Here is a 21,456-nt window from a genome sequence, read left to right as displayed (position 1 = left end):
CCGGTGCCTCACATGTTCTGATACACTGGCCCTTCCCCACCCTGCGGCGGGACCCAGTTGATGTTCTGGTTGGGATCCTTGATGTCGCAGGTCTTGCAGTGCACGCAGTTCTGCGCGTTGATCACATAGGTCGGCTCGCCGCCGCTTTCCGTGTGCCACTCATAAACAGCGGCCGGGCAGTAGCGCGCCGATGGGCCGGCGAAGACGCCCCATTCGGACTTCTTCTGCAGCTCCATGTCCTTCACCTGGAGATGGACCGGCTGATCCTCCTCGTGATTGGTGTTGGAGAGGTAGACCGATGAGAGCCGATCGAAGGTGAGGACGCCGTCTGGCTTCGGATAATCGATCTTCTTGTGCTTGGAGGCCGGCTCGAGCGCTTCATGGTCTGCCACGCCGTGCTTCTGGGTTCCAAAAGGCGACCAGCCGCGAAACAGCGTCGTCAGCCACATGTCGATGCCGCCGAGCGCAATGCCGGCCATGCCGAAGCGCGACCAGAACGGCTTGACGTTGCGTACCCGGCTCAGGTCCTCGCCGACCGGCGATGTCCGCCAGGCCTGATCGTATCCCTCGACCGCATCATGCGAGCGTCCCGCCTTGATCGCATCCGCCACATGTTCGGCAGCCAGCATGCCAGACAGCACCGCGTTGTGCGAACCCTTGATGCGCGGCACGTTGACGAAGCCGGCCGAGCAGCCGATCAGCGCCCCGCCCGGGAAGACGAGCTTCGGTACCGACTGGAAGCCGCCTTCGGAGATCGCCCGAGCGCCGTAAGATACGCGCTTGGCACCTTCGAACACGTCGGCGATCTTCGGATGCGTCTTGAACCGCTGGAATTCGTCGAAGGGCGACAGATGCGGGTTCTTGTAGTTCAGGTGGACGACGAAGCCGACGGCGACGAGATTGTCTTCCAGATGGTAGAGGAACGAGCCGCCGCCGGTCTTGTAATCGAGCGGCCAGCCGAAGGAATGTTGCACGAGGCCTGGGCGGTGGTTCTCAGGCTTCACCTCCCACAGCTCCTTCAGACCAATGCCGTATTTCTGCGGCTCGCTGTCCTTGGCAAGCGCATATTTGGCGATCAGCTTCTTGGCGAGCGAGCCGCGCACGCCTTCGCCGACGAGCACGTATTTGCCAAGCAGTTCCATGCCGGGCTGGAAGCTCGGACCGCGCGTGCCATCACGCTCCACGCCCATGTCGCCCGTCACCACGCCGATGACGGCGCCGGCATCGTCATAGATCAGGTCGGCAGCTGCAAAGCCCGGGTAGATCTCGACGCCCAGCTCTTCCGCCTTGCCGGCAAGCCAGCGGCAGACATTGCCGAGCGACACGATGTAGTTACCGTGATTGTTCATCAGCGGCGGCATCAGGAAATTCGGAAGGCGCATGCCGCCTGCCGGGCCGAGAATGAGGAACTGATCTTCGGTGACGGGGGTCTTGAAGGGATGATCGGCCTCGCTGCGCCAATCGGGCAGGAGCTGGTCGATGCCGGATGGATCGACGACGGCACCTGACAGGATGTGGGCACCGACCTCGCCGCCCTTTTCGAGCACGACGACGTTGATTTCAGGATCGCGCTGCTTCAGCCGGATCGCGGCTGCCAGACCAGCGGGGCCAGCGCCGACGATCACGACGTCGAATTCCATGCTTTCGCGTTCGATTGCAGCCTCGGTCGTGTCGTTCATCCGGTCTTTCCTCATTCGTCTGGAGCAGAGATGCCGGCACGCACCGCCGCTGAAAGCTTACTCTCCATGGCAAAACGTCAACACATTGTCGACCCGTCCCGTTCCCGAGTCGGCCGGGAAATCCCTCTCCGTTTGCCAGCGCCGCGAAAGGACGATAATTGAGGGGCATGCATTCAAACGATCTCGCCCAGCTCTCAGATCGCGATCTGGCTGCCCTGCTCGCCTTCTACGCCGATGCCGGTGTCGACTGCATGCTGGAAGATGCCGCTATCGATCGTTTCGCAGAGAGTGCTGCCCTGCGATCCGAGCGGTCCGGTCCGATCGCCGGGCGTGCCGATGTGTCGGTTCGGCCAGGCGAGCGGGATCCGCGGCCTCTGCCGGCCACGCCGCGCGAGGGTCCGGGCGAAGGCCGCGTCGTCCAATCCTCGCAGCAGTCCTCCGGCATGCCCATCGGGATCATTCCCGACGAGGTCGCGCTCGCCGATGCGCGGCAGAAGGCACGGCAGGCCACGACGCTCGCCGAACTGCGCGCGGCCGTGAGCGACTATGCCGGCTGCAGCCTTAAATTCAGCGCCAAAACCACAGTCTTTGCCGATGGCAATCCGCAGGCGCGGGTGATGATCGTCGGCGGCGCGCCCGGCCGCGAGGAAGATCTGCAAGGCCTCCCCTTCGTCGGGCGCGAGGGCCAGATGCTCGACCGGATGCTGGGCGCAATCGGGCTTAACCGTGAGACAACCTATCTCACCAATCTGATTTTCTGGCGGCCGCCCGGCAATCGAACGCCGACGCCGCATGAGGTGGCGCTTTGCCGGCCCTTTGCCGAGCGCCACATCGAGCTCGTCGATCCGGAAATCCTGGTTGTCCTCGGCAATGTCGTGACCAAGGGGCTGATGGACATGACCGGCAACATCACCGCGCAGTGTGGCACCTGGACGGATTATCGGCTTGGCGATCGCACCTGGCCGGCACTGCCGATGCTCGACCCACAGGCTCTGCTCGCAAGTCCGGCCCACAAGAAAGTCGCCTGGCGCGACCTTTTGGCACTCAAAGCCCGGCTCGACGCGTAATTTTCCGAAGTTTGGCGCCGGATGACGGCTGAGGTGTCGTCATTGAGCCGTCGTCTGCCATGATTTCGTGCAATTCGAGGTTCAGGGCGGGCGTCGCGGTCAGACTGCTTCGCGACCCGTCCTCACATCCTTGCCCAAAACGACAACAACAAAATCGGCGGCGTTTGCCCATGGTCACCAATCTTTTGCCAATCGGCAGTCTGCTTTTTTCAGCGTTCCTGATGCTGATGGCAGGCGGTCTTGCCGGATATCTGCTGCCGCTTCGCGCCGTCGCCGAGGGCTGGTCGACGCTGTCGGTTTCACTGATGGCCACGAGCTATGCGATCGGCTTCACGACCGGGTGCGTGCTGACCCCACGGCTTGTGCTGCGCGTCGGGCATGTGCGCGTCTTCGCCGTGCTCGCGACGCTGATGTCGGTATCGGTGCTCATGCATGCGCTGATCGTCCATCCTCTGGCCTGGATCCTCATTCGTGCGGTGGCAGGATTTTCGATCGCCGGTGGCTACATGGTCATCGAAAGCTGGCTCAACGAGCGTGTCACCAACGAAACGCGCGGCAGCGTGTTTTCGGTCTACATGACCATTTCCATGCTTGGCCTCATGATGGGCCAGTTCGCCGTTCCTCTTGGCGATGCGGCCGGACCCACGCTCTTCATCGTCGGCGCGCTGCTCTACAGCCTGGCGGTGATCCCGACCGGGATATCGAGCGCGCAGTCGCCGCAGCCGCTGAGCCAGGTGACGCTCGACATCCGCAAGCTCTTCCGCAACTCGCCAGCCTCCGTCGTCGGCGCCGTGCTGGCCGGAGCGATCGCGAGCGCCTGGAGCAATCTCGGGCCCGTCTATTCGCAGCAGAGCGGGCTCTCCACCGCGGAAGGCGCGACAATGCTCGCCGCCGCCATGATCGGCGGAGCGGTGTTCCAGATCCCGCTCGGCCGGTTCTCTGACCGCACCGACCGCCGCTATGTCATGATCTTCGCAGGGCTGGTCGGCCTGGTGCTGTCGCTTGCCGCCGTTCTGGTCGGCGTCGACAGCCGCTGGGCGTTCTTCCTGACGATGTTCCTCCTGGGCTCGGTGCTCTTCCCGATCTACTCGCTGAATGTCGCTCATGCGAACGACCATGCCGAGCCGAACGCTTTCGTGGAGGTTTCGAGCGGGCTTTTGATCATCTATGGCTTCGGCACGATGATCGGCCCGCTTATCACGGGTGCAGCCATGGATGCGCTGGGACCGTGGGCGCTCTTTGCGACAATCGCCACGGCGTTCGGGCTTTATTCGGCCTACGCCTTCTATCGCACCACTAAGCGCGCCAAGCCGGCCGAGGAGGCGCGGTCCGATTTCCGCGCGATCCCGATCGGCAAGGGGCAGACCCCACAGACGGTGGAACTGGATCCGCGCGTCGACGCCACCCCCGACGACGTGATCCAGGAGCGGCCAGCGGCTTGAGGCGTGAGCTTGAACCGCCTAGTGCGCGACTGAAGCGCTGCGCGCGAAGCTGACCGTGAAGCGGCAGCCGGGATTGGCGCGGGGCTCGATCTTGAGTTCCGCTTCCAACTGCCGCGCAAAAGAGTTCACGATCTTGAGGCCGAGGCTCTCGCGGGCGGCTTCGAAGTCGAAGTCCGGCGGGAAACCGTTGCCCTGATCACTCACGCTGACCGTGACTCGCTCGTCATCGGCGTCGACCTTGACGGAGATCGGGCCATGCTGGCCTTCTGGATAGGCGTATTTCATCGCGTTGGTGATCGTTTCATTGACGAACAGCCCCAGCGGGATGGCGCGGTCGGCCGACATTTGGAGCGGCGACGGGCCTTCGCATGAGATGGGATGGCCGGGACCGGCACCTTCGAGGTTGCGGCAGAGATCGCGCAGGAACCCGACAAGGTCGACCTCGCCCACCATCTCGCCGCGCCACAAATGATCGTGCACCTGCGCAACGGTCGCGACTCGCGATCCTGCATCGTCCAACGCCTTGCGCACCTCGTCCGACACGCCGCCGCGCGCCTGGATGCGCAGCAGGCTGGACACGACAGCGAGCGAGTTCTTCACCCGGTGGCTCATTTCACGTGTCAAAAGCGACTGGTGCTCCAGCGCCTGCGCCAGAAGCCGGTCCTTATGCTGGCGCTCGATGGCGATGCCGAGCAGTGCCGCAAAACCCGCCAGGAAATGCGCGTCGGAGGTGTCGAACATGCCGGCATCGGGGCTGTCGACCTCCATGACGCCGAAGCGTTCCGGCCCGTCGCCATACTCGATCAGCACATTGATCGCGCGACGGATGTTGTGCCTGCGCAAAAGTTCGGGTGTGCGGAACCGCTCCTCGTGCTCCAGATGGTTCGAGAGGACCGACTGACGCGTATGGTAGGCAAAGCCCGCCGGCGAGGCCAGATCGGCACCAAGTGCCGCATTGCCCACCGAGCCTTCTTCCCAGCCGACGCCGGCGACCATCAGGAGGTCGTTCTGCTCGGGCCGGTAACACAGGATTTTCGCATAGGGCGTGCGCAGGCCAGCGGAGCACAGTTCCGTCGCTCGCTGCAGCACTGCGTCGAGATCACGCGACTGCAGGGCGAAGCTTGCGAATTCGGCGAGCAGCGATTGCTGGGACAGGCGGTAGGTGAGTTCGTCGGTCGTCAACGTTTCGACCGCCAGGGTGCCTTGAAGCGATTCATTCATGGATGATGCGTGTCCCCCGCCCCTCTGGCGGCCCCGTCGTGGTGCCCGGTTGATGGTCGGTCCGAGCATTGTTTCGTTCGGCGCATCAGATGGGATCTGCCATTGCGCTTTCCAAGCTTTGGCTCACCTTCCCGCCATTTGCCAAGTCCGCCAGCCCCCCGCCGTGTTGAAGACGGGGCCTCATAATTTCTGCTGCGACGCTATGCCTCACCGCATGATACGCTACCTCTCGGCATGGGGGCTTTGCATCCGGGAGCATCATGATGCGCATACGCGAACGCAAGGAGTTCATGAACAAGCCGAAACCGCTCGCATTCCCGCCCGATACGCCGGTGAGCGAAGCGGTAAAGCAGATGTCGGAGATGAATTACGGCTCGGTGGTCGTCGTCGATCCGCAGAACAAGCTTCTGGGTATCGTCACGGAGCGCGATCTGATGAAGCGGCTCATCAACCAGGGCCGTGATGCGCACCAGACGATGCTCGGCGACATCATGACCCGCAACGTCAAGGTCGCCCATGCCGACGACAATGTCGTCGAATGGCTGCAGATCATGTCGAACGAACGTTTCCGGCGGTTGCCCGTGGTGGACAACGAAGGTCGCGTGACGGCGATCATGACGCAGGGCGACTTCGTCTCCTACACCTGGCCCGACATGATCGACCATGCCCGCGACGTTACCCGGGCGACGATCTCATCCAACCTGCAATTCGTGCTGATTGGCGCCGGCATCCTGGTCTACACGGTGATTCTGATCGCCTTCCTGACGAGCTAGCGATCAACCCTGAGGCGTGACGAGCCGTCGCGCGGCACGCCGCTCGAGGCCGAGCTGATGTTCGCGCACGATGATGTAGATGCCGGCACAGATGACGATGGCCGTGCCAAGCAGCATCGACCAGGTCGGCACGTCGCCGAACATCAGATAGCCGATCGCGATGCCGAGGATGATGGAGGTGTATTCGAACGGCGCGATCGTCGAAGCATCGGCATAGCGGTAGCACTGGGTCAGCAGGATCTGCCCGACACCACCGAAGAAGCCGGCAGCCATGAGCAGAGCGAACCGCTCCGCGTCGAGTGCTGCCCAGCCGAATGGCAGCGTCAAAAGCGCAAGCAGCGTCGCCGAGAGCGAGAAATAGAGCACGATCGTCGGCGTCCGCTCAGTGGCGACGAGCCGCCGCACGAGGATCATCGCGCAGGCGCCGAGTGCAGCGGAGGCGAGAATGGCCAGCACGCCGAACGCTTCCTCGGACGACCCGACGCCGCTGTTGAATAGCGTGAGGCGCGGCCAGGATATGATCATGACGCCGACGAGACCGACGAGCACTGCGCTCCAGCGGTAGATGCGCACCTGCTCCTTCAGGAAAATCGCCGCGAAAACGACTGTCAGCAGCGGCATCGCGTAACCGAGCGCGATGGTGTCCGGGAGGGGAAGCTTGGTGAGGCCGTAGAAACCGAGGCCCATCGAGCAGACGCCGACAAGGCCACGCAGGACGTGCGACAGGGGTGCTGTCGTGGCGAAAGCGGTGCGCAGCTGCCGGCGCAGAGCCAGGTAGGTGAGGATCGGCACCATCGCAAAGAGCGATCGATAGAAAACGATCTGACCTGCAGGAATCCCCTCACCCGCCGCCTTGATGCAGGTGGACATGCCGATGAAGACCGTGACGGAGGCGATCTTGAGCAGGATGCCGCGGATCGTCTCCGGATCGGGAGCGAGAGCAGACACGTCACCCGGCGCGGCTGATGCGGCTTCCGGGGATGACGAATTGGCCTGCCTGGCAGGAGAAGGAGGGGTCACGGCACGACTCAAGGGGTTTGGTAAGCAACCCTGATTAGCCGGGAACGCGGCCGATGTCTGAAAAAACACCGGCCGCAGAGACGAAACCAGCCTCAAGAACCGGAAGACCGTCCCTCGCCCAGGGTTATTTCGGCGCTTAGTGGCCCTTCGCGTCTTGGATCAGTGCCCACATCCGATCCGGCGTTGCGGGCATTTCTACGTGGCGGATGCCGAGCGGGCCATCGAGCGCGTCAACAAGGGCGTTCATGATCGACGGACACGCCCCGATCGTGCCGGCCTCGCCCGCGCCCTTGATGCCGAGCGCGTTAGTCGTAGACGGCACATTGCGCGTCTCGAACTGGATGAACGGCACGTTGTCTGCCCGCGGCACGGCGTAATCCATGAAGGAGGCGGTGATCAGCTGGCCGTCGTCGCTGTAGACCGCCTGCTCGCCGAGCGCTTGGCCGATGCCCTGCACGACGCCGCCATGGACCTGGCCCATGAGAAGAATAGGGTTCACCGTCACGCCGAAATCGTCGACGATCGTATAGGCGACAACATCCACATGGCCGGTCTCGGGATCGATCTCGACTTCGGCGATGTGGGTCCCGTTCGGATAGGTCGCCTCGTCCTGCTTGATGTCGGACATGGCTTTCAGATCTTCCGGATCGGTCGCGCCTTTTGCGAGATCGCCGTAGTTGACCGCGCGGTCCGTGCCGACGATGCGCGCCTGGCCATCGACCAGTTCGATATCCTCTGGCCCGGCTTCCAGTTCCTTGCCGGCGAGCTTGCGGATCTTCTCGGCAAGAATCTCGGAGGCGTTGGAGACCGAGACGCCGCCGAGCGGAATCGACCGCGAACCGCCAGTGCCGCCGCCGCGATCGAGCTCCTTGGTGTCGCCCTGGCGCACGATGATCTTGTCGAAATCGATGCCGATCTTTTCCGCGATGAACTGGCTGTAGGCCGTCGCATGGCCCTGCCCGTTCGTCTGGGTTCCGATGAAGAGCGTGATCGTGCCGTCACCGTTCAGTTCGAGATGGGCCGGTTCGGAGCCGGCAAAAGCGCAGGCCTCGATGTAGGTCGCCATGCCGATGCCGCGCAGCTTGCCGCGAGACGCCGCTTCCGCGCGCCGGGCTTCGAAATCAGCCCAGCCGGCACGGTCCATCGCCTGGGTCATGTGCCCGTCGAATTCGCCCACGTCGTATTGGCGGCCGGTGGGCGTCTTGTAGGGAAACTGCTCGGGCCGGATGAAATTGATACGGCGAAGCTCTTCCGGCTTGCGGCCGGTTTCGCGCGCGCAGGCATCGACCAGGCGCTCGATCAGATAGGCAGCTTCGGGCCGGCCAGCGCCGCGATACGCATCGACCGGCGCGGTGTGGGTCATGACCGCTTTAATGGTGAGATCGAGGTTCTGAATGTCGTAGACGCCAGTCGACATGGTTGAGCCGATCACCGGAATGTTCGGACCGAATGTGTGGCAATAGGCGCCCATATTGGCGATCGTCTCGATCCGGAGGCCCGTGAAGCGGCCATCCGCATCCATGGCCATCGACGCGGTGACAAGATTGTCACGGCCATGCGCATCGGTGAGAAAATGCTCGGTGCGATCGGACGTCCATTTGACGGGACGCTTCAGGAGCCGTGCAGCCTCCATGGCGAGCGGATATTCGCGATAGGCAAACATCTTGGTGCCGAAGCCGCCGCCGACGTCATGGCTGATGACGCGGACCTTATCGAGATCCATCTTGAAGACGTGTTGCGCCAGCGCCCGGCGCATGGAGTGAACGCCCTGGCTGCCGACCACGATGGTGAAGCCTGCTTCATCATCCCACTCGGCGACGCAGGCACGCGGCTCCAGATAGTTCGACACAAGGCGGTTATTGACGAACTGGATCGTGGTGACATGCGCGGCGGCATCGAAGGCTTTGGCCGTCGCTTCGCAGTTGCCGTTCTCGTGGAGATAGAGCTGATTGCTGCCGAGTTCCGGCCAGACGAGCGGCGCCCCCTCATCGAGCGCGGTCGCAAGATCGGTCTGGGCGTCTTCGGCATCGTAATCGACCTCGATCAGTTCGGCCGCGTCCTGTGCCTGATCGATGCTGTCGGCAACGATGAAGGCGATCGCGTCGCCTACATAGCTCACCCGGTCCGCAGCCAGCAGCGGAATATCGCGCACCGGGTGCTCCTCGCCGCTCGGCTGCTTGGCCTTGGCCATGCATTTGATCGGGCCGAGATGAGCGATGTCCTTGGCAATGAGGATAAGCTTCACGCCGGGCGCCGCCTTTGCCTCGTCGAGCGACCCGATCTTGAAGGAGCCGGCTGCCTGGGGCGAGCGCAGCACATAGGAATGCAGCGCGCCTTCGCGCTTGACGTCGTCGGTATAGCGGCCCTCGCCCTTGATCAGCGCATCGTCTTCCTTGCGCAAGGCGGAAGCACCCACTCCGAATTTCGGTGTAGCGATCGTCATGAAATTGTCCTGTATCTCGTCGATGAAGGCGGCTTGGGAGACGGAGCCGAATGACGCGAAAGCGAAACGGGTGCTGAGATCGCACCGGCCGCTTTCTGACCGTCCGATAGTTAAATCCAAGCGCGCGAATGTCGAGCCCGAATAGGTAAAAACATCGTTTGCCCATCGGCGCCAGCATTGCCGCCGCGCTTTCCATGGCAACGCTGTTCCGATAGGACAGCACTATTTTCTCACAGTCAGCAAGGCGTGCCATTCATGCGTACCGAGACCGGCCAGGTTTTTCATCTGAGCGATTACCGTCCGACCGATTTTGCCATCGAGACGGTGTCGATGACGTTCCGCCTGGCCGGCGCGGACACGGAAGTGGTGAGCCAGATGACGCTCCGTCGCCGCGATGGCGTTCCGACCGATGCACCGCTGGTGCTCGACGGCGACGCGCTGGAACTGGTTTCGCTTTCCATCGACAATGAAACCGCGGAGGGCCAGAGATACGACGTCACGCCGGATCGGCTCACGATCCACGATCTGCCGGCGGATGGCACTTTCTCCGTGACGGTCACGACAAGGCTCGACCCGGCCGCCAACACGCAGCTGATGGGGCTCTATCGCTCGAATGACGTCTATTGCACCCAGTGCGAGGCGGAAGGCTTCCGGAGGATCACCTATTTCCTTGATCGGCCGGATGTTCTCGCCGTCTACACCGTTCGGATCGAGGGAGACCGGAGCGAGACCCCGCTCCTGCTTTCGAATGGCAATCCCGTGGAAGCCGGCGCGCTCGATGGAAACCGGCACTATGCGATCTGGCACGATCCGTACCCCAAGCCGTCCTACCTCTTTGCGCTGGTCGCCGGTGACCTCGGCGTCGTCGACGATGTCTTCACCACCGCGTCGGGCCGGTCGGTCGGTCTCAAGATCTATGTCGAGCACGGCAAGGAGTCGCGCGCGGCCTATGCCATGGATGCGCTGAAGCGCTCGATGAAGTGGGACGAGGACGTCTTCGGGCTCGAATACGATCTCGACATCTTCCAAATCGTCGCGGTGTCCGATTTCAACATGGGGGCGATGGAGAACAAGGGTCTCAACGTCTTCAACGACAAATATGTGCTGGCTGACCCTGAGACTGCGACCGATGCCGACTACGCCAATATCGAGGCGATCATCGCGCATGAGTACTTCCACAATTGGACCGGCAACAGAATCACTTGCCGGGACTGGTTCCAGCTCTGCCTCAAGGAAGGGCTGACCGTTTACCGCGATCACGAATTCTCTGCGGACATGCGCTCGCGCCCGGTCAAGCGCATTGCCGAGGTGCGGCTCTTGAAGGCTCACCAGTTTCCGGAGGATGCGGGCCCCCTCGCACACCCGCCCCGGCCGGTGACCTATAGCGAGATCAACAATTTCTACACGGCGACGGTCTACGAGAAAGGCTCGGAGGTCGTGCGCATGATCGCGACGATCCTCGGCGCCGAGGGCTTCCGCAAGGGCATGGATCTCTATTTCGAGCGCCATGACGGTGAAGCCGCGACAATCGAGGATTTCGTCAAATCCTTCGAGGATGCGACAGGCACCAACCTTGCCCAGTTCGCCATCTGGTACCATCAGGCCGGCACGCCGACCGTCAGCGTGTCCGTCAACTACGACCAGCGTTCCGACAGCCTGACTGTCGATCTGGAACAGTCGGTGGCCGCAACACCGGGTGAAAGCGCCAAGAAGATCATGCACATCCCCCTGCGCTTTGGGCTGCTGCTCGAAGACGGAAGCGAAGCTGAACCAGCGGAGGTTTCAGGTGCGCGCGTCGATGGCGACGTGATCCATCTGACCGAACGCCGCCAGAGTGTCGTTTTCAAGGGCATGGGCGGCCGGCCGGTGCTGTCGCTCAACCGCGGATTTTCCGCGCCGATCAATTTGTCCTTTGAACAGGCATCGACCGATCTCGCCCATATTGCGAAGCACGAGAGCGATTCCTTTGCCCGGTGGCAGGCGCTGAACGAATTTGCGATGCGGATTCTGCTGGATGCGGCGAAGTTCTCGCGTGACGGTCGGGCGGTGTCGGTCGACCCCGACCTAATCGCGGCGCTGATCGCCAGTGCCAGCGACGAGACGCTGGAGCCGGCCTTCCGCGCCCAGGCGCTCAGCCTGCCGAGCGAGGCCGACATTGCGCGTGAACTCGGCAGCAACATCGATCCAGATGCGATCAAGCGCGGCCGCGATGCCGTGCTTGCCGCGGTCGCCCAGGTGCTCAGACCGGTTGCGGAAAAACTGTTCGACGAGATGGCGACGCCCGGGCTCTTCTCGCCGGATGCGATCAGTGCGGGCAAGCGCGCGCTGCGGGCCGTTGCGCTCAGCTACCTCTCGATTGCCGATGCGGATTCCAAACGCGCGCTTGGCGTTTTCGACCAAGCCGACAACATGACGGACATGGCGTCGGCGCTTCAGGTTCTGGCGCATCTCTTCCCGGGATCGGCCGAGGCCACACAAGCTCTCGCGGCTTTCGAGACACGCTTTGGCGGCGACCCGCTGGTGATCGACAAGTGGCTGTCGATTCAGGCCATGGCGCCGGGCGCCGATACGCTCGATCATGTGAAGGGGCTGATGGAAACACGCCATTTCGCGCTCTCCAACCCGAACCGCGTGCGGGCGCTCATCGGCGCCTTTGCATCGGGCAACCCCACGGGGTTCAACCGCGAAGACGGCGCGGGATACGGGTTCCTCGCCGATCAGGTGCTTGCGATCGACGCCCGCAACCCGCAGCTCGCCGCCCGCCTTTTGACCTCCATGCGCTCCTGGCGCTCGCTTGAAGCCGGTCGACGCGAACACGCACGCGCTGCGCTTTCGCGAATTGCCGCGGCCGAGGGGCTCTCCACCGACGTCAGCGACATCGTGAAACGAACGCTGGCATAGGGCACCTGAAACGCGGGGGCCGAGAAGGTTAAAGAAAGATTGCCGCCGGCTCTGGACAACACGATTCGCCCATGATTCCTTAGGGCAGATTCGGAGATGGGATAGCCGAATCGCTCCAGAAGGAAGTTGGGAACGATGGCGGAAGCGCAGCCTTTGGGCGCGGCCGATGGCCTTGCCATGTCCACCGACAAGGGTGGGGCGAAAGCGTGGGATGGAAATCTCGCAGGACACGCCAAGCTCTTCGCCCGGCCGACTTACGCGCAGCTGGTCAAGGCTGAACCGTATCTCAAGCGCTCCATACCCATCCTCATCGTCGTTTTCCTGCTGGTGGTAGGGGCAGCGCGTCTTGTCGACCTGACCGGGCAGCGCGAAGCCGCCATCGATCAAGGCCGCGACGCCGTCGTCATGGCCGTTACTGCCGCGAGCGCCATCCTGTCGGATGCCGATCTATCGGGCGACACCGCCCGCTGGGATACCGAGGCGCGCCTCAACCGGCTGCTGCCTGCGGAACGGCTGAGCGAAGGCCAGATCATGCTCGTGGCGGACACCACGGCGCGGGTCTTTGCTGCAACGGCCAATGGCTCCTCTCTCATCGGCCTTTCCGCCCATGTGCTCGCGCCTGAAAGCTCCGCCATGTGGCGGTTCGGCCAGCGCGCCGGTGTCGGCGAGATCGAGCATGGCGACGTGTCCTATCTCGTCAGTGTATCCCATCTGCCATCGGGCGAAGGTTCGGTGCTGACGCTTGCACCGCTGACGCCGATCATGGAGGACTGGCGCCGTTCCGTGTCGCTGAACGTCACGCTGTTCACGGCCACGTCGGCAGTGCTGCTCGTCATCCTCTACGCCTATTTCAGCCAGGCCACCCGGGCACGGGAAGCCGACGACATCTACATGGAATCGCATCATCGGGTGGACACGGCGCTCTCGCGCGGCCGCTGCGGTCTGTGGGACTGGGACATGGCGCGGGGGCGTATGTACTGGTCGAGCTCGATGTACGAAATGCTCGGCATGCCGCCGCGCGACTGCGTGCTGTCGTTCGGGGATGCCATGCGGCTCATGCATCCCGACGACAGCGATCTCTATTCGATTGCCCGATCCATCGCACGCGGCGAGACCAAGCAGGTCGACCAGATTTTCCGCATGCGCCACGCCGACGGGCATTATGTGTGGATGCGCGCCCGTGCGCAGGTGATCGACCGCTCGTCGACCCAGACACATCTCATCGGTATTGCCATGGATGTGACCGAGCAGCACAAGCTCGTGCAGAAGACGGCCGAGGCCGACCAGCGCCTGTTCGAGGCGATCGAAAGCACGTCCGAAGCCTTCGTGCTTTGGGACAAGAACGAAGAGCTCGTGCTCTGCAACTCAAACTACCGCACCATGTACGGCCTGCCGGACGAGGTGCTGCGCCCCGGCACGCCGCGCGCCGTGGTCTATGCGGCCTCGACACGGCCGGTGGTGGAGCGCCGCATGGCCGATGGCGGCACGATCCAGCAGTCGCAGACGAGCGAAGTGCAGCTTGCCGACGGGCGCTGGCTGCAGATCAACGAACGCCGCACGCGCGACGGCGGCCTCGTGTCGGTCGGCACGGACATCACGCAGCTGAAGCGCCAGCAGGAGCGGCTGGCCGATTCCGAGAAGCGCCTGATGGCGACCATCGGCGACCTGTCGAACTCGCGCATGAAGCTGCAGCGCCAGACGGTCGAGCTCTCAGAGCTCAACGCCAACTACATGGCCGAGAAGGAACGCGCCCAGGCGGCCAACCAGGCGAAGTCGGCCTTCCTCGCCAACATGTCGCACGAGCTTCGCACACCGCTGAATGCCATCATCGGATTCTCGGAAATCCTGCACACGGGCATGTTCGGACCGCTCGGCTCGGACAAATACGTGGAATATGCCCGCGACATCCACGGATCCGGCACGCATCTGCTCAACGTCATCAACGACATTCTCGACATGTCGAAGATCGAGGCCGGCCAGATGAAGCTGGAGCGCGAAGCGATCGACCTGGCACCTCTCGTCGAGGAAGCCATGCGCCTGACCGCCATCCCGGCGGAAAAGAAGCACCTTCACGTGGTGCAGCGCATCGAGCCGGGCCTGGCGTTGCCGGCGGACCGCCGTGCGATGAAGCAGATCCTGCTCAACCTTCTGTCGAACGCCGTGAAATTCACCGACGAAGGTGGTCGCGTGGCCGTCACCGCGCGCAAAGTGTCCGGTGCCGTCATCCTGTCGATCGCCGACAGCGGCATCGGCATTCCGAAATCGTCGCTCGGCAAGATCGGACAGCCCTTCGAGCAGGTGCAGAACCAGTTCTCGCGCACCAATGGCGGCTCGGGTCTAGGGCTCGCAATTTCCAGGTCGTTGACCGAACTGCACGGTGGAACGATGCGCATCAAGTCGATCGAAGGCGTCGGAACCATCGTCTCGATCCGCATCCCCAACCGCGAGCAGCGCCGCATGTCGAACGTCATCGCGTTCGCCAATGAGCAGGGACGGTACGAAGCGCGGGTGGCTTGAGGCTACCCGTTCGTCTGACGCGGATCCATTGGCACTCGTTGCTTGGATGGTGCGGTAGATCCTCGGCACAAGGCCGAGGATGACGGGAATCCGAAGTGTTTGGCTCTATCGCTTCACCGTCATGGTCGGGCTTGTCCCGACCATCTGCGGTGCTCCATGAGAAGGCGATTCAAATGACTTTCACCCCCGGACCTAGAGCAGTTTCGCGTTTCTTCAAATCGCTCAACGGCTCTAAGTTTCTGATTTGTCGCGTTTCCGGCGCTGAACCGGTAGCCACTTCACCTGGAAACGCTCTAGCCCGGGAGTGATCTGCACTGAGCAAGAAGGCCGCGCCTATCGGCCGTAACGCTCCATCATGCCGTGGTGACCGCCCCCAGGACCCTTCCCGTGGTGGCCCATGCGGCCGTGCGGGCCGCGCATGCCCTCGCCGCGACGGGGCATTTCGTCTGCGGTCAGCACGCCGTCATCGTTGCGGTCCATGAGAGCGAAACGCTTTTCCTGGTGGCGCTCCAGTTCCTCGATGGTAATTTGGCCGTCGCCATTGATGTCGAAGCGGGCCAGCAAGCGGGCTTCGCGGCGTTCCTGGCGGCGCTGGTCGATGGCGCTCGTCAGTTCTTCCATGGAGATCACGCCATCACCATCCGCATCGGCTTCGCTCAACCAGCCGAGACGGCGCTGGCTGAATTCCTCGACGCTGATATCGCCCGAGCCGTCCTGATCGAGCCGCTGCAGCATGCGGTCCGCGCGGCGACCGGGGCCGCGCATGGCCGGGCCGGCATCGGCGTCTTCTTCCATGATGTCCGCATCGTCGCCTTCCAAGGAACCGGCATCATCGTCCATCGGCTCTTCGATCGCGGGCACCGTCTGGTCGTCGGCGTTATCGGATTGCTGGGCGATCGCGAAGCTCGACGTGGCGAGAAGGGCCGCGATCAATGTCGCCAAAGTGGCCTTGCGTGCGATTGTCATCCTCATACTCCTTCGTGGGCGCAGTCCGCTTCCAAGCGGCTTCGGGCCATTGAGATCGACCGGATCCGGTCCGGCAAAGCCGCGGCGTTCAACCGAAGCTCTGGGAAGGAAGGTGCCATTCGGCCGATGAATGGCGGATGACCACGGCATTACAATTCAGTAATCTTTGCAGAGACTTGCCGCTCGAAGCTGGAGTCGATCAACCCTTGCTGCGCGCCGCGGAGGCCTGTCCGATATCGGCGTTCAACAGGCCGAGCATGATCGTGCGCACCTGCTTTGCCTGCCGTTTCAGATCCGCCTCGAGCGTCTTCAGGTCCGGCAATTCGGCCGTTCGGCAGAGCTGGTCGATCAGGCCGGCGGGGGCCTCGGCGGGGTCGAAATCGCCGTCGAGGCAGAGCCGCATCATCTGCGAAAGCTCCGTCTCGAGAGACAAAGCGGCCAGCACCGTCTCCAGATCGTCGGCTTTAAGCTTCCTTGGCCCCAAAGCCGTCAACACATCAGCGGTGGTCGTCGGTCGCTCGGCGCCGTCCGGGAATGCCTCCACGAGCGCCAGATGCTGCGCCATGAACTCGATGTCCACCAGACCGCCGGGAATGAGCTTCAGGTCCCAGTTGCTCTTCGGTGGTTTTTCCTGATCCATCAGCTGGCGCATCTCCAAGACGTCGGACGCGATTTTCGCCCGATCCGGCCGACCGGCAATGATCTCGGCCACGATCGTGTCGACATCCGCCCTGAGGCTCTCATCACCCGCGACGGTCCGCGCCCGGGTCAGCGCCATGTGCTCCCATGTCCAGGCTTCTTCGCGCTGATATTTTGCGAACGCGTTGATGCGGGTCGCGACCGGGCCTTTGTTGCCGGAAGGGCGCAGGCGCAGATCGACCTCATAGAGCACACCCTCCGATGTCGGCGCCGACAGGGCGGCGATGAGGCGCTGCGTCAGCCGGGCGAAATAGCGCGGCGGGTCGATGGGCTTCTTACCGTCAGATTCATCGGCCTCGGGGTCGTGGTCGTAGATCAGGAGCAGATCGATATCGGAACCGGCCGTCATTTCGTGGCTGCCGAGCTTGCCCATGCCAAGCAGGGCCACGCGCTGGCCGGGCACCTTGCCGTGCACCGCGGCGACTTCCGCTTCCACTGCCTGCAGCGTCGTTGCGAGAATGAGGTCGGCCAGATCGGTGAGCGCCCGCCCGGCGCGCTCGCCGTTGATCGCACCAGTCAGCAGGCGCACGCCGATGAGGAAGCGCTGTTCGGAAGCGACGATGCGCAGCCGATCGAGGATCTCCTCATAGGCAAAATTGCCGAGCAGAAACGCATCGAGACGTTGCTTGAGATAGTCGCGCGTCGGCAGTTCGGCGAGCAGCGACGGATCGAGCATGCCGTCGAAGACATGCGGCTTGCGCGCGATGATGTCGGCCAGACGCGGCGCCGACGACATGATCGTGACGATGAGCGAAAGCAGCCCCGGGTTCTGGCTGAGCAGCGAGAACAGCTGGATGCCCGATGGCAGGCCGGAGAGGAAGCTGTCGAAGCGCAGCAATGCCTCATCGGCGCGCCGCGTGCGGCCAAACGCGGTCAGAAGCTTCGGCGTCAGTTCGGTCAGGCGTTCCCGCGCTTCGGCAGATTGGGTCGCGCGGTAGCGGCCATAGTGCCAAGTGCGGATGATCTTCGCGATCTCCGAGGGCTTGTCGAAGCCCAGCCGCTTCAGCGTCGCCATCGTGTCGGGGTCGTCATCCTCGCCGGTGAAGACGAGGTTCCCGGCCTCGCCGGAGAGATGGCTCTCGTGCTCGAAGAGTTCGGCATAGTGGTGCTCGACCGTCTTCAGACGGCGCGTGAAGTCGGCGGCGAAGTCCTTGGTGTCCTTGTGCCCGGCGAGATAGGCAATGCGCTTCAGCTCCGCTTCGGTCTCCGGCAAAGTGTGGCTCTGCTCGTCACCGACAATCTGGATGCGGTGCTCGATATCGCGCAGGTACCAGTAGGCTTCGGTCAGCGTCTCGGCGGTTTCGGCATCGATCCACCGGGCCTGCACCAGCGCCTGGAGCATCTCGTCGGTGCGCCGCCCGCGCAGGGCCGGCATGCGGCCACCGGCGATCAGCTGCTGTGTCTGGACAAAGAACTCGATCTCGCGGATGCCGCCGCGGCCGAGCTTGACGTTGTGCCCCTTGACCGCGATATCGCCGAAACCGCGATGGGCGTGGATCTGGCGCTTGATGGAATGGATGTCGGCAATCGCCGCATAATCGAGATATTTGCGGAAGACGAAGGGTACGAGCTCGCGGCAGAACTGCTGACCGGCCTCCAGATCGCCCGCGACGGGCCTCGCCTTGATGAAGGCGGCGCGCTCCCAGTTCTGGCCCCTGCCCTCGTAATAATTCAGCGCAGCTTCGACCGGGATCGCGAGCGGCGTCGAGCCGGGATCCGGACGCAGCCGGAGATCGGTGCGGAAGACATATCCATCGCCGGTGCGCTCCTGCATGATGCGGATCAGCCGGCGCGCCATCTTGGAAAAGAGATCGGCCCCGTCGCCCGGATCCTTCAGCACACGGGCATCCGGCTCGAAAAACAGAACGATGTCGATATCGGAAGAATAGTTCAGTTCGCGCGCGCCGAGCTTGCCCATGCCCAGCACGATGAGGCCCGAGCCCTGGGACGGACTGGCGCGATCGGGCAGCGTGATCTTGCCGGCATCATCCAGACCGAGCAGCAGGAAATCGATTGCGGCGGCGAGGCTTGCTTCGGCCACATCGCTCAGCCAGGCGGTCGTTTCGGCGGCAGATGCGACGCCTGCAAGATCGGCCAGCCCGAGCGTCAGCGCCGCCTCGCGCTTCAGCCGCCGCAGCGAGGCCATCAGGGCCTGCTCGGTTACCGGGCCTTCAGCGTCTCCGGCAGGTTTCCACGCCTGGCGTGCCTGCCGGCACAGCGCGTCAAGATTGTGATCGAGCGGTTCGGTAACCGCGCGCGCCAGCATCGCCGGATCTGCGAAAGCGGTATCGCGCAGAAATGGTGACAGGGAGAAGGTCGCCGCGAGGAAAGCGGCGAGCGCGCTGTTCTTCGCCAGCGCCTCCCCCAATGCGGGAGCCCGCGCGGCAAAATCCTTCAATGCCGAACGAGCCGATTTCTCGTCGACTTTGGACAACGGCCGAAGCGGCGAAGCCAGAAGGTCGGCAAGGGGGGCGGCGGTGGTCAGTTCAGTCTTCGTCACGTCGCCCTCCCAGGCGCCGGAATTCTTAGCCGTCGAACAGCATTCGGACGGCGAGTCCCGGCCGTAAATCATCGGCTTCTTCATGCGGGAGGCCGTCCAGCAGTTCAAGCCGGCCGCGATGAAGATGCATCACCGCCTCCACAAGGCTCAGCCCCAGGCCGGTGCCCGGGCGCGAGCGGCTGTCATCGAGCCGGACGAAGCGCTGAACGGCAGCGGCGCGCTTGTCGGCCGGAATGCCGTGCCCGTTGTCGGCCACCGTGATCGTCGGGCCTTCTGCCAGTCGCTCCAGCCGCACGTCGATCCGCGCCGACGGCAGGCCAGACGAATATTTGATCGCGTTGTCGATAAGATTGGCCAGCGCCTGGCCGACCAGTTCCCGATTGCCTTTGACGGAGATGCTGGGCGCGACCGCGGTGGTCAGGGTGACGCCTGCATCCTCGGCAAGCGGTTCGTAGAGCTCCACCGTGTCGGTGACGATCTCCGACAGATCGATATCCTGGAGCTCGGCAGCCGCCGATCCTGCCTCGACACGGGCAATCATCAAAAGCGCGTTGAAGGTGCGGATGAGCTGGTCGCTCTCGCCGATCACATCCTCCATGGCGCCGCGATAGTCATCGACCGTATCGCTTGCGGCGAGCGCCATCTCGGCGCGGTTGCGCAGCCGTGTCAGCGGCGTCTTCAAATCGTGGGCGATGTTGTCGGAGACCTGGCGCAGGCCTTCGTTGAGCTTTTCGATCCGGCCGATCATCGCGTTCAGCGATTCCGAAAGCCTGTCGAATTCGTCGCCTGAACTGCCCACTGGCAGACGCTGCCCCAGATCACCCGCGATGATCTTGCGGCTTGCCTGGTCCATGCGATCGATGCGCTGAAGGGCGCGGCGGCCGACGAAGAACCAGATGGCCAGCGCGCCGAACCCCATTATGGCGAGCGCGATGACGAGCGCGCGCCGGACGAGGTTGCGGAAGAGCTCCGGCTCGCCGAGATCGCGGCCCACCAGCAGGCGCATGCCATTCGGCAGGAACACGATCTGGGCAAGCGCGGTATGCTGGCGCGCTGTATCGTCGTTCTCGGTATAGCGATCGTAGCGGAAGGGAAGCGCTGTCCAGCCTTCGCGGTCCAGCGTGCCCGGCTGGAGCGAAGCGACATTGCCGGCGATGATCTCGCCGTTCGGTGCAGTGATCGTATAGAGCCCCGCCCCCGGCTGGCGGGACCGACGCTCGACGACGCGCACGAGGCGGGTAATGCCGCCGGTTTGGTAGGCCCGCGAAAGAAACCGCATCTCCGCATCGATCGCTTCCTGGGTCTGGGCGCGCAAGAGATTGCCGGAGATGGCGGTCACGTAGAAGACCAGCGCCACGGCGCAGAGCACAAAGAGGCCGAGATAAAGCGCCGACAGGCGTACAGCCGTTGTGCCGAAGAGGGCGCGCAGCCGCTTCATCGGCTCAACTATCCGCCTTGATCATGTAGCCGGCACCGCGCACCGTGCGCAGCAAGGGTTGGTCGAAATCCTTCTCGATCTTCGATCGCAGGCGCGAAATGTGGACGTCGATGACGTTGGTCTGCGGATCGAAGTGGTAATCCCAGACATGCTCGAGCAGCATGGTCCGCGTCACCACCTGGCCGGCATTGCGCATGAGATATTCCAGAAGCCGAAACTCACGCGGCTGCAGCGTGATGTCGCGCCCTCCCCGCCGCACTTCGTGGGACAGTCGATCGAGTTCGAGATCGCCGACCCGGTAGCTGGTCTCACTTTCACGCGTGCCAACCTTGCGGCGCGCGAGAACTTCGACGCGGGCGTGGAGTTCGGAAAACGCATAGGGCTTGGGGAGATAATCGTCGCCGCCTGCGCGCAGGCCTGTCACGCGATCGTCGACCTGGCCGAGCGCGGACAGGATGAGGACCGGCGTTTCATTGCCGAGCCGACGCAGTTCCGAGACGATCGACAGGCCGTCGCGCTTCGGCAGCATGCGATCGATGACCAAAACGTCATAGATGTTCTGGCTGGCCATATGAAAGCCGGTGTCGCCATCGGCTGCATGATCGGCCGCGATTCCAGACTCGCGAAACGCCTTGACCAGATAGGTCGAAGCCTCTCGGTCGTCTTCGATCAGCAGGATTTTCATGAATTCTTTCATAGGCACAATTTCAACGCTTGGACAGGGTTGGGAATTGGATCGGTCGCACCCGAATGCGAAACGGCGAGCCGTGGGGGGCGGCTCGCCGTCTCT

General features: G+C 63.3%; 13 protein-coding genes. 5 read left to right on the top strand and 8 right to left on the bottom strand.

Going from position 1 to position 21,456, the window contains the following annotated elements; translation table 11 throughout:
- Positions 1–8: 8 nt before the first annotated feature.
- On the bottom strand, positions 9–1,679 hold the full coding sequence (locus QQL76_RS11790; protein ID WP_499207797.1) for an electron transfer flavoprotein-ubiquinone oxidoreductase: 1,671 nt from the start codon (positions 1,677–1,679) through the stop codon (positions 9–11).
- A 167-nt stretch (positions 1,680–1,846) separates the two neighbouring features.
- Between QQL76_RS11790 and QQL76_RS11785 the strand changes: the two genes are divergently transcribed.
- Complete coding sequence (locus QQL76_RS11785) at positions 1,847–2,746, top strand: uracil-DNA glycosylase (protein WP_499207796.1); 900 nt, start codon at positions 1,847–1,849, stop codon at positions 2,744–2,746.
- 170 nt (positions 2,747–2,916) lie between these two features.
- Positions 2,917–4,188: an MFS transporter gene (locus QQL76_RS11780; protein WP_499207795.1), complete on the top strand. Its 1,272-nt coding sequence runs from the start codon at positions 2,917–2,919 to the stop codon at positions 4,186–4,188.
- Positions 4,189–4,206: 18 nt separating this feature from the next.
- On the opposite strand, the gene QQL76_RS11775 is transcribed toward QQL76_RS11780, so the two are convergent.
- Positions 4,207–5,409: a sensor histidine kinase gene (locus QQL76_RS11775; RefSeq protein ID WP_499207794.1), complete on the bottom strand. Its 1,203-nt coding sequence runs from the start codon at positions 5,407–5,409 to the stop codon at positions 4,207–4,209.
- 260 nt (positions 5,410–5,669) lie between these two features.
- On the opposite strand from QQL76_RS11775, the gene QQL76_RS11770 reads away from it, so the two are divergent.
- Positions 5,670–6,182, top strand: coding sequence for a CBS domain-containing protein (locus tag QQL76_RS11770; protein ID WP_499207793.1), 513 nt, complete (start codon positions 5,670–5,672; stop codon positions 6,180–6,182).
- A 3-nt stretch (positions 6,183–6,185) separates the two neighbouring features.
- Here QQL76_RS11770 and QQL76_RS11765 read toward each other — a convergent pair whose 3' ends face one another.
- Together QQL76_RS11765 and QQL76_RS11760 are read right to left on the bottom strand one after the other, a co-directional pair.
- Complete coding sequence (locus tag QQL76_RS11765; protein WP_499208360.1) at positions 6,186–7,130, bottom strand: DMT family transporter; 945 nt, start codon at positions 7,128–7,130, stop codon at positions 6,186–6,188.
- A gap of 208 nt (positions 7,131–7,338) precedes the next feature.
- Positions 7,339–9,645 (bottom strand): xanthine dehydrogenase family protein molybdopterin-binding subunit, encoded by a 2,307-nt coding sequence (locus QQL76_RS11760; protein ID WP_499207792.1) that lies wholly within the window; start codon positions 9,643–9,645, stop codon positions 7,339–7,341.
- Between the two features lie 255 nt (positions 9,646–9,900).
- Between QQL76_RS11760 and pepN the strand changes: the two genes are divergently transcribed.
- The gene (gene pepN / locus QQL76_RS11755) at positions 9,901–12,546 is read left to right on the top strand and encodes a M1 family metallopeptidase (RefSeq protein WP_499207791.1); all 2,646 of its coding nucleotides are present in this window, start codon (positions 9,901–9,903) and stop codon (positions 12,544–12,546) included.
- A 135-nt stretch (positions 12,547–12,681) separates the two neighbouring features.
- The gene (locus QQL76_RS11750) at positions 12,682–15,063 is read left to right on the top strand and encodes a PAS domain-containing sensor histidine kinase (protein WP_499207790.1); all 2,382 of its coding nucleotides are present in this window, start codon (positions 12,682–12,684) and stop codon (positions 15,061–15,063) included.
- Between the two features lie 333 nt (positions 15,064–15,396).
- Here the strand turns inward: QQL76_RS11750 and QQL76_RS11745 are convergent, their stop codons facing one another.
- From QQL76_RS11745 to QQL76_RS11730, 4 genes are all read right to left on the bottom strand, one after another.
- The gene (locus QQL76_RS11745; protein WP_499207789.1) at positions 15,397–16,029 is read right to left on the bottom strand and encodes an EF-hand domain-containing protein; all 633 of its coding nucleotides are present in this window, start codon (positions 16,027–16,029) and stop codon (positions 15,397–15,399) included.
- 199 nt (positions 16,030–16,228) lie between these two features.
- The gene (locus tag QQL76_RS11740; RefSeq protein WP_499207788.1) at positions 16,229–19,228 is read right to left on the bottom strand and encodes a bifunctional [glutamine synthetase] adenylyltransferase/[glutamine synthetase]-adenylyl-L-tyrosine phosphorylase; all 3,000 of its coding nucleotides are present in this window, start codon (positions 19,226–19,228) and stop codon (positions 16,229–16,231) included.
- A gap of 25 nt (positions 19,229–19,253) precedes the next feature.
- Positions 19,254–20,666 carry a sensor histidine kinase gene (locus QQL76_RS11735; RefSeq protein ID WP_499207787.1) on the bottom strand — a complete coding sequence of 471 codons (1,413 nt, stop codon included), beginning with the start codon at positions 20,664–20,666 and terminating at the stop codon, positions 19,254–19,256.
- Positions 20,667–20,670: 4 nt separating this feature from the next.
- Positions 20,671–21,351 carry a response regulator transcription factor gene (locus QQL76_RS11730; RefSeq protein WP_499207786.1) on the bottom strand — a complete coding sequence of 227 codons (681 nt, stop codon included), beginning with the start codon at positions 21,349–21,351 and terminating at the stop codon, positions 20,671–20,673.
- Positions 21,352–21,456: the final 105 nt, after the last annotated feature.

Source organism: Rhizobium albus (genome assembly GCA_030160035.1).
In the GTDB taxonomy this organism is placed as follows: domain Bacteria; phylum Pseudomonadota; class Alphaproteobacteria; order Rhizobiales; family Rhizobiaceae; genus Georhizobium; species Georhizobium albus.
Note: the sequence above shows the minus strand (reverse complement) of the source record. Positions and strands in the feature narration are given on the sequence as shown.

Coding starts and splice junctions, on each gene's coding strand:
- QQL76_RS11790 (WP_499207797.1), bottom strand. CDS start 1,679: ATGAACGACACGACCGAGGCTGCAATCGAACGCGAAAGCATGGAATTC.
- QQL76_RS11785 (WP_499207796.1), top strand. CDS start 1,847: ATGCATTCAAACGATCTCGCCCAGCTCTCAGATCGCGATCTGGCTGCC.
- QQL76_RS11780 (WP_499207795.1), top strand. CDS start 2,917: ATGGTCACCAATCTTTTGCCAATCGGCAGTCTGCTTTTTTCAGCGTTC.
- QQL76_RS11775 (WP_499207794.1), bottom strand. CDS start 5,409: ATGAATGAATCGCTTCAAGGCACCCTGGCGGTCGAAACGTTGACGACC.
- QQL76_RS11770 (WP_499207793.1), top strand. CDS start 5,670: ATGATGCGCATACGCGAACGCAAGGAGTTCATGAACAAGCCGAAACCG.
- QQL76_RS11760 (WP_499207792.1), bottom strand. CDS start 9,645: ATGACGATCGCTACACCGAAATTCGGAGTGGGTGCTTCCGCCTTGCGC.
- pepN (WP_499207791.1), top strand. CDS start 9,901: ATGCGTACCGAGACCGGCCAGGTTTTTCATCTGAGCGATTACCGTCCG.
- QQL76_RS11750 (WP_499207790.1), top strand. CDS start 12,682: ATGGCGGAAGCGCAGCCTTTGGGCGCGGCCGATGGCCTTGCCATGTCC.
- QQL76_RS11745 (WP_499207789.1), bottom strand. CDS start 16,029: ATGACAATCGCACGCAAGGCCACTTTGGCGACATTGATCGCGGCCCTT.
- QQL76_RS11735 (WP_499207787.1), bottom strand. CDS start 20,666: ATGAAGCGGCTGCGCGCCCTCTTCGGCACAACGGCTGTACGCCTGTCG.
- QQL76_RS11730 (WP_499207786.1), bottom strand. CDS start 21,351: ATGAAAATCCTGCTGATCGAAGACGACCGAGAGGCTTCGACCTATCTG.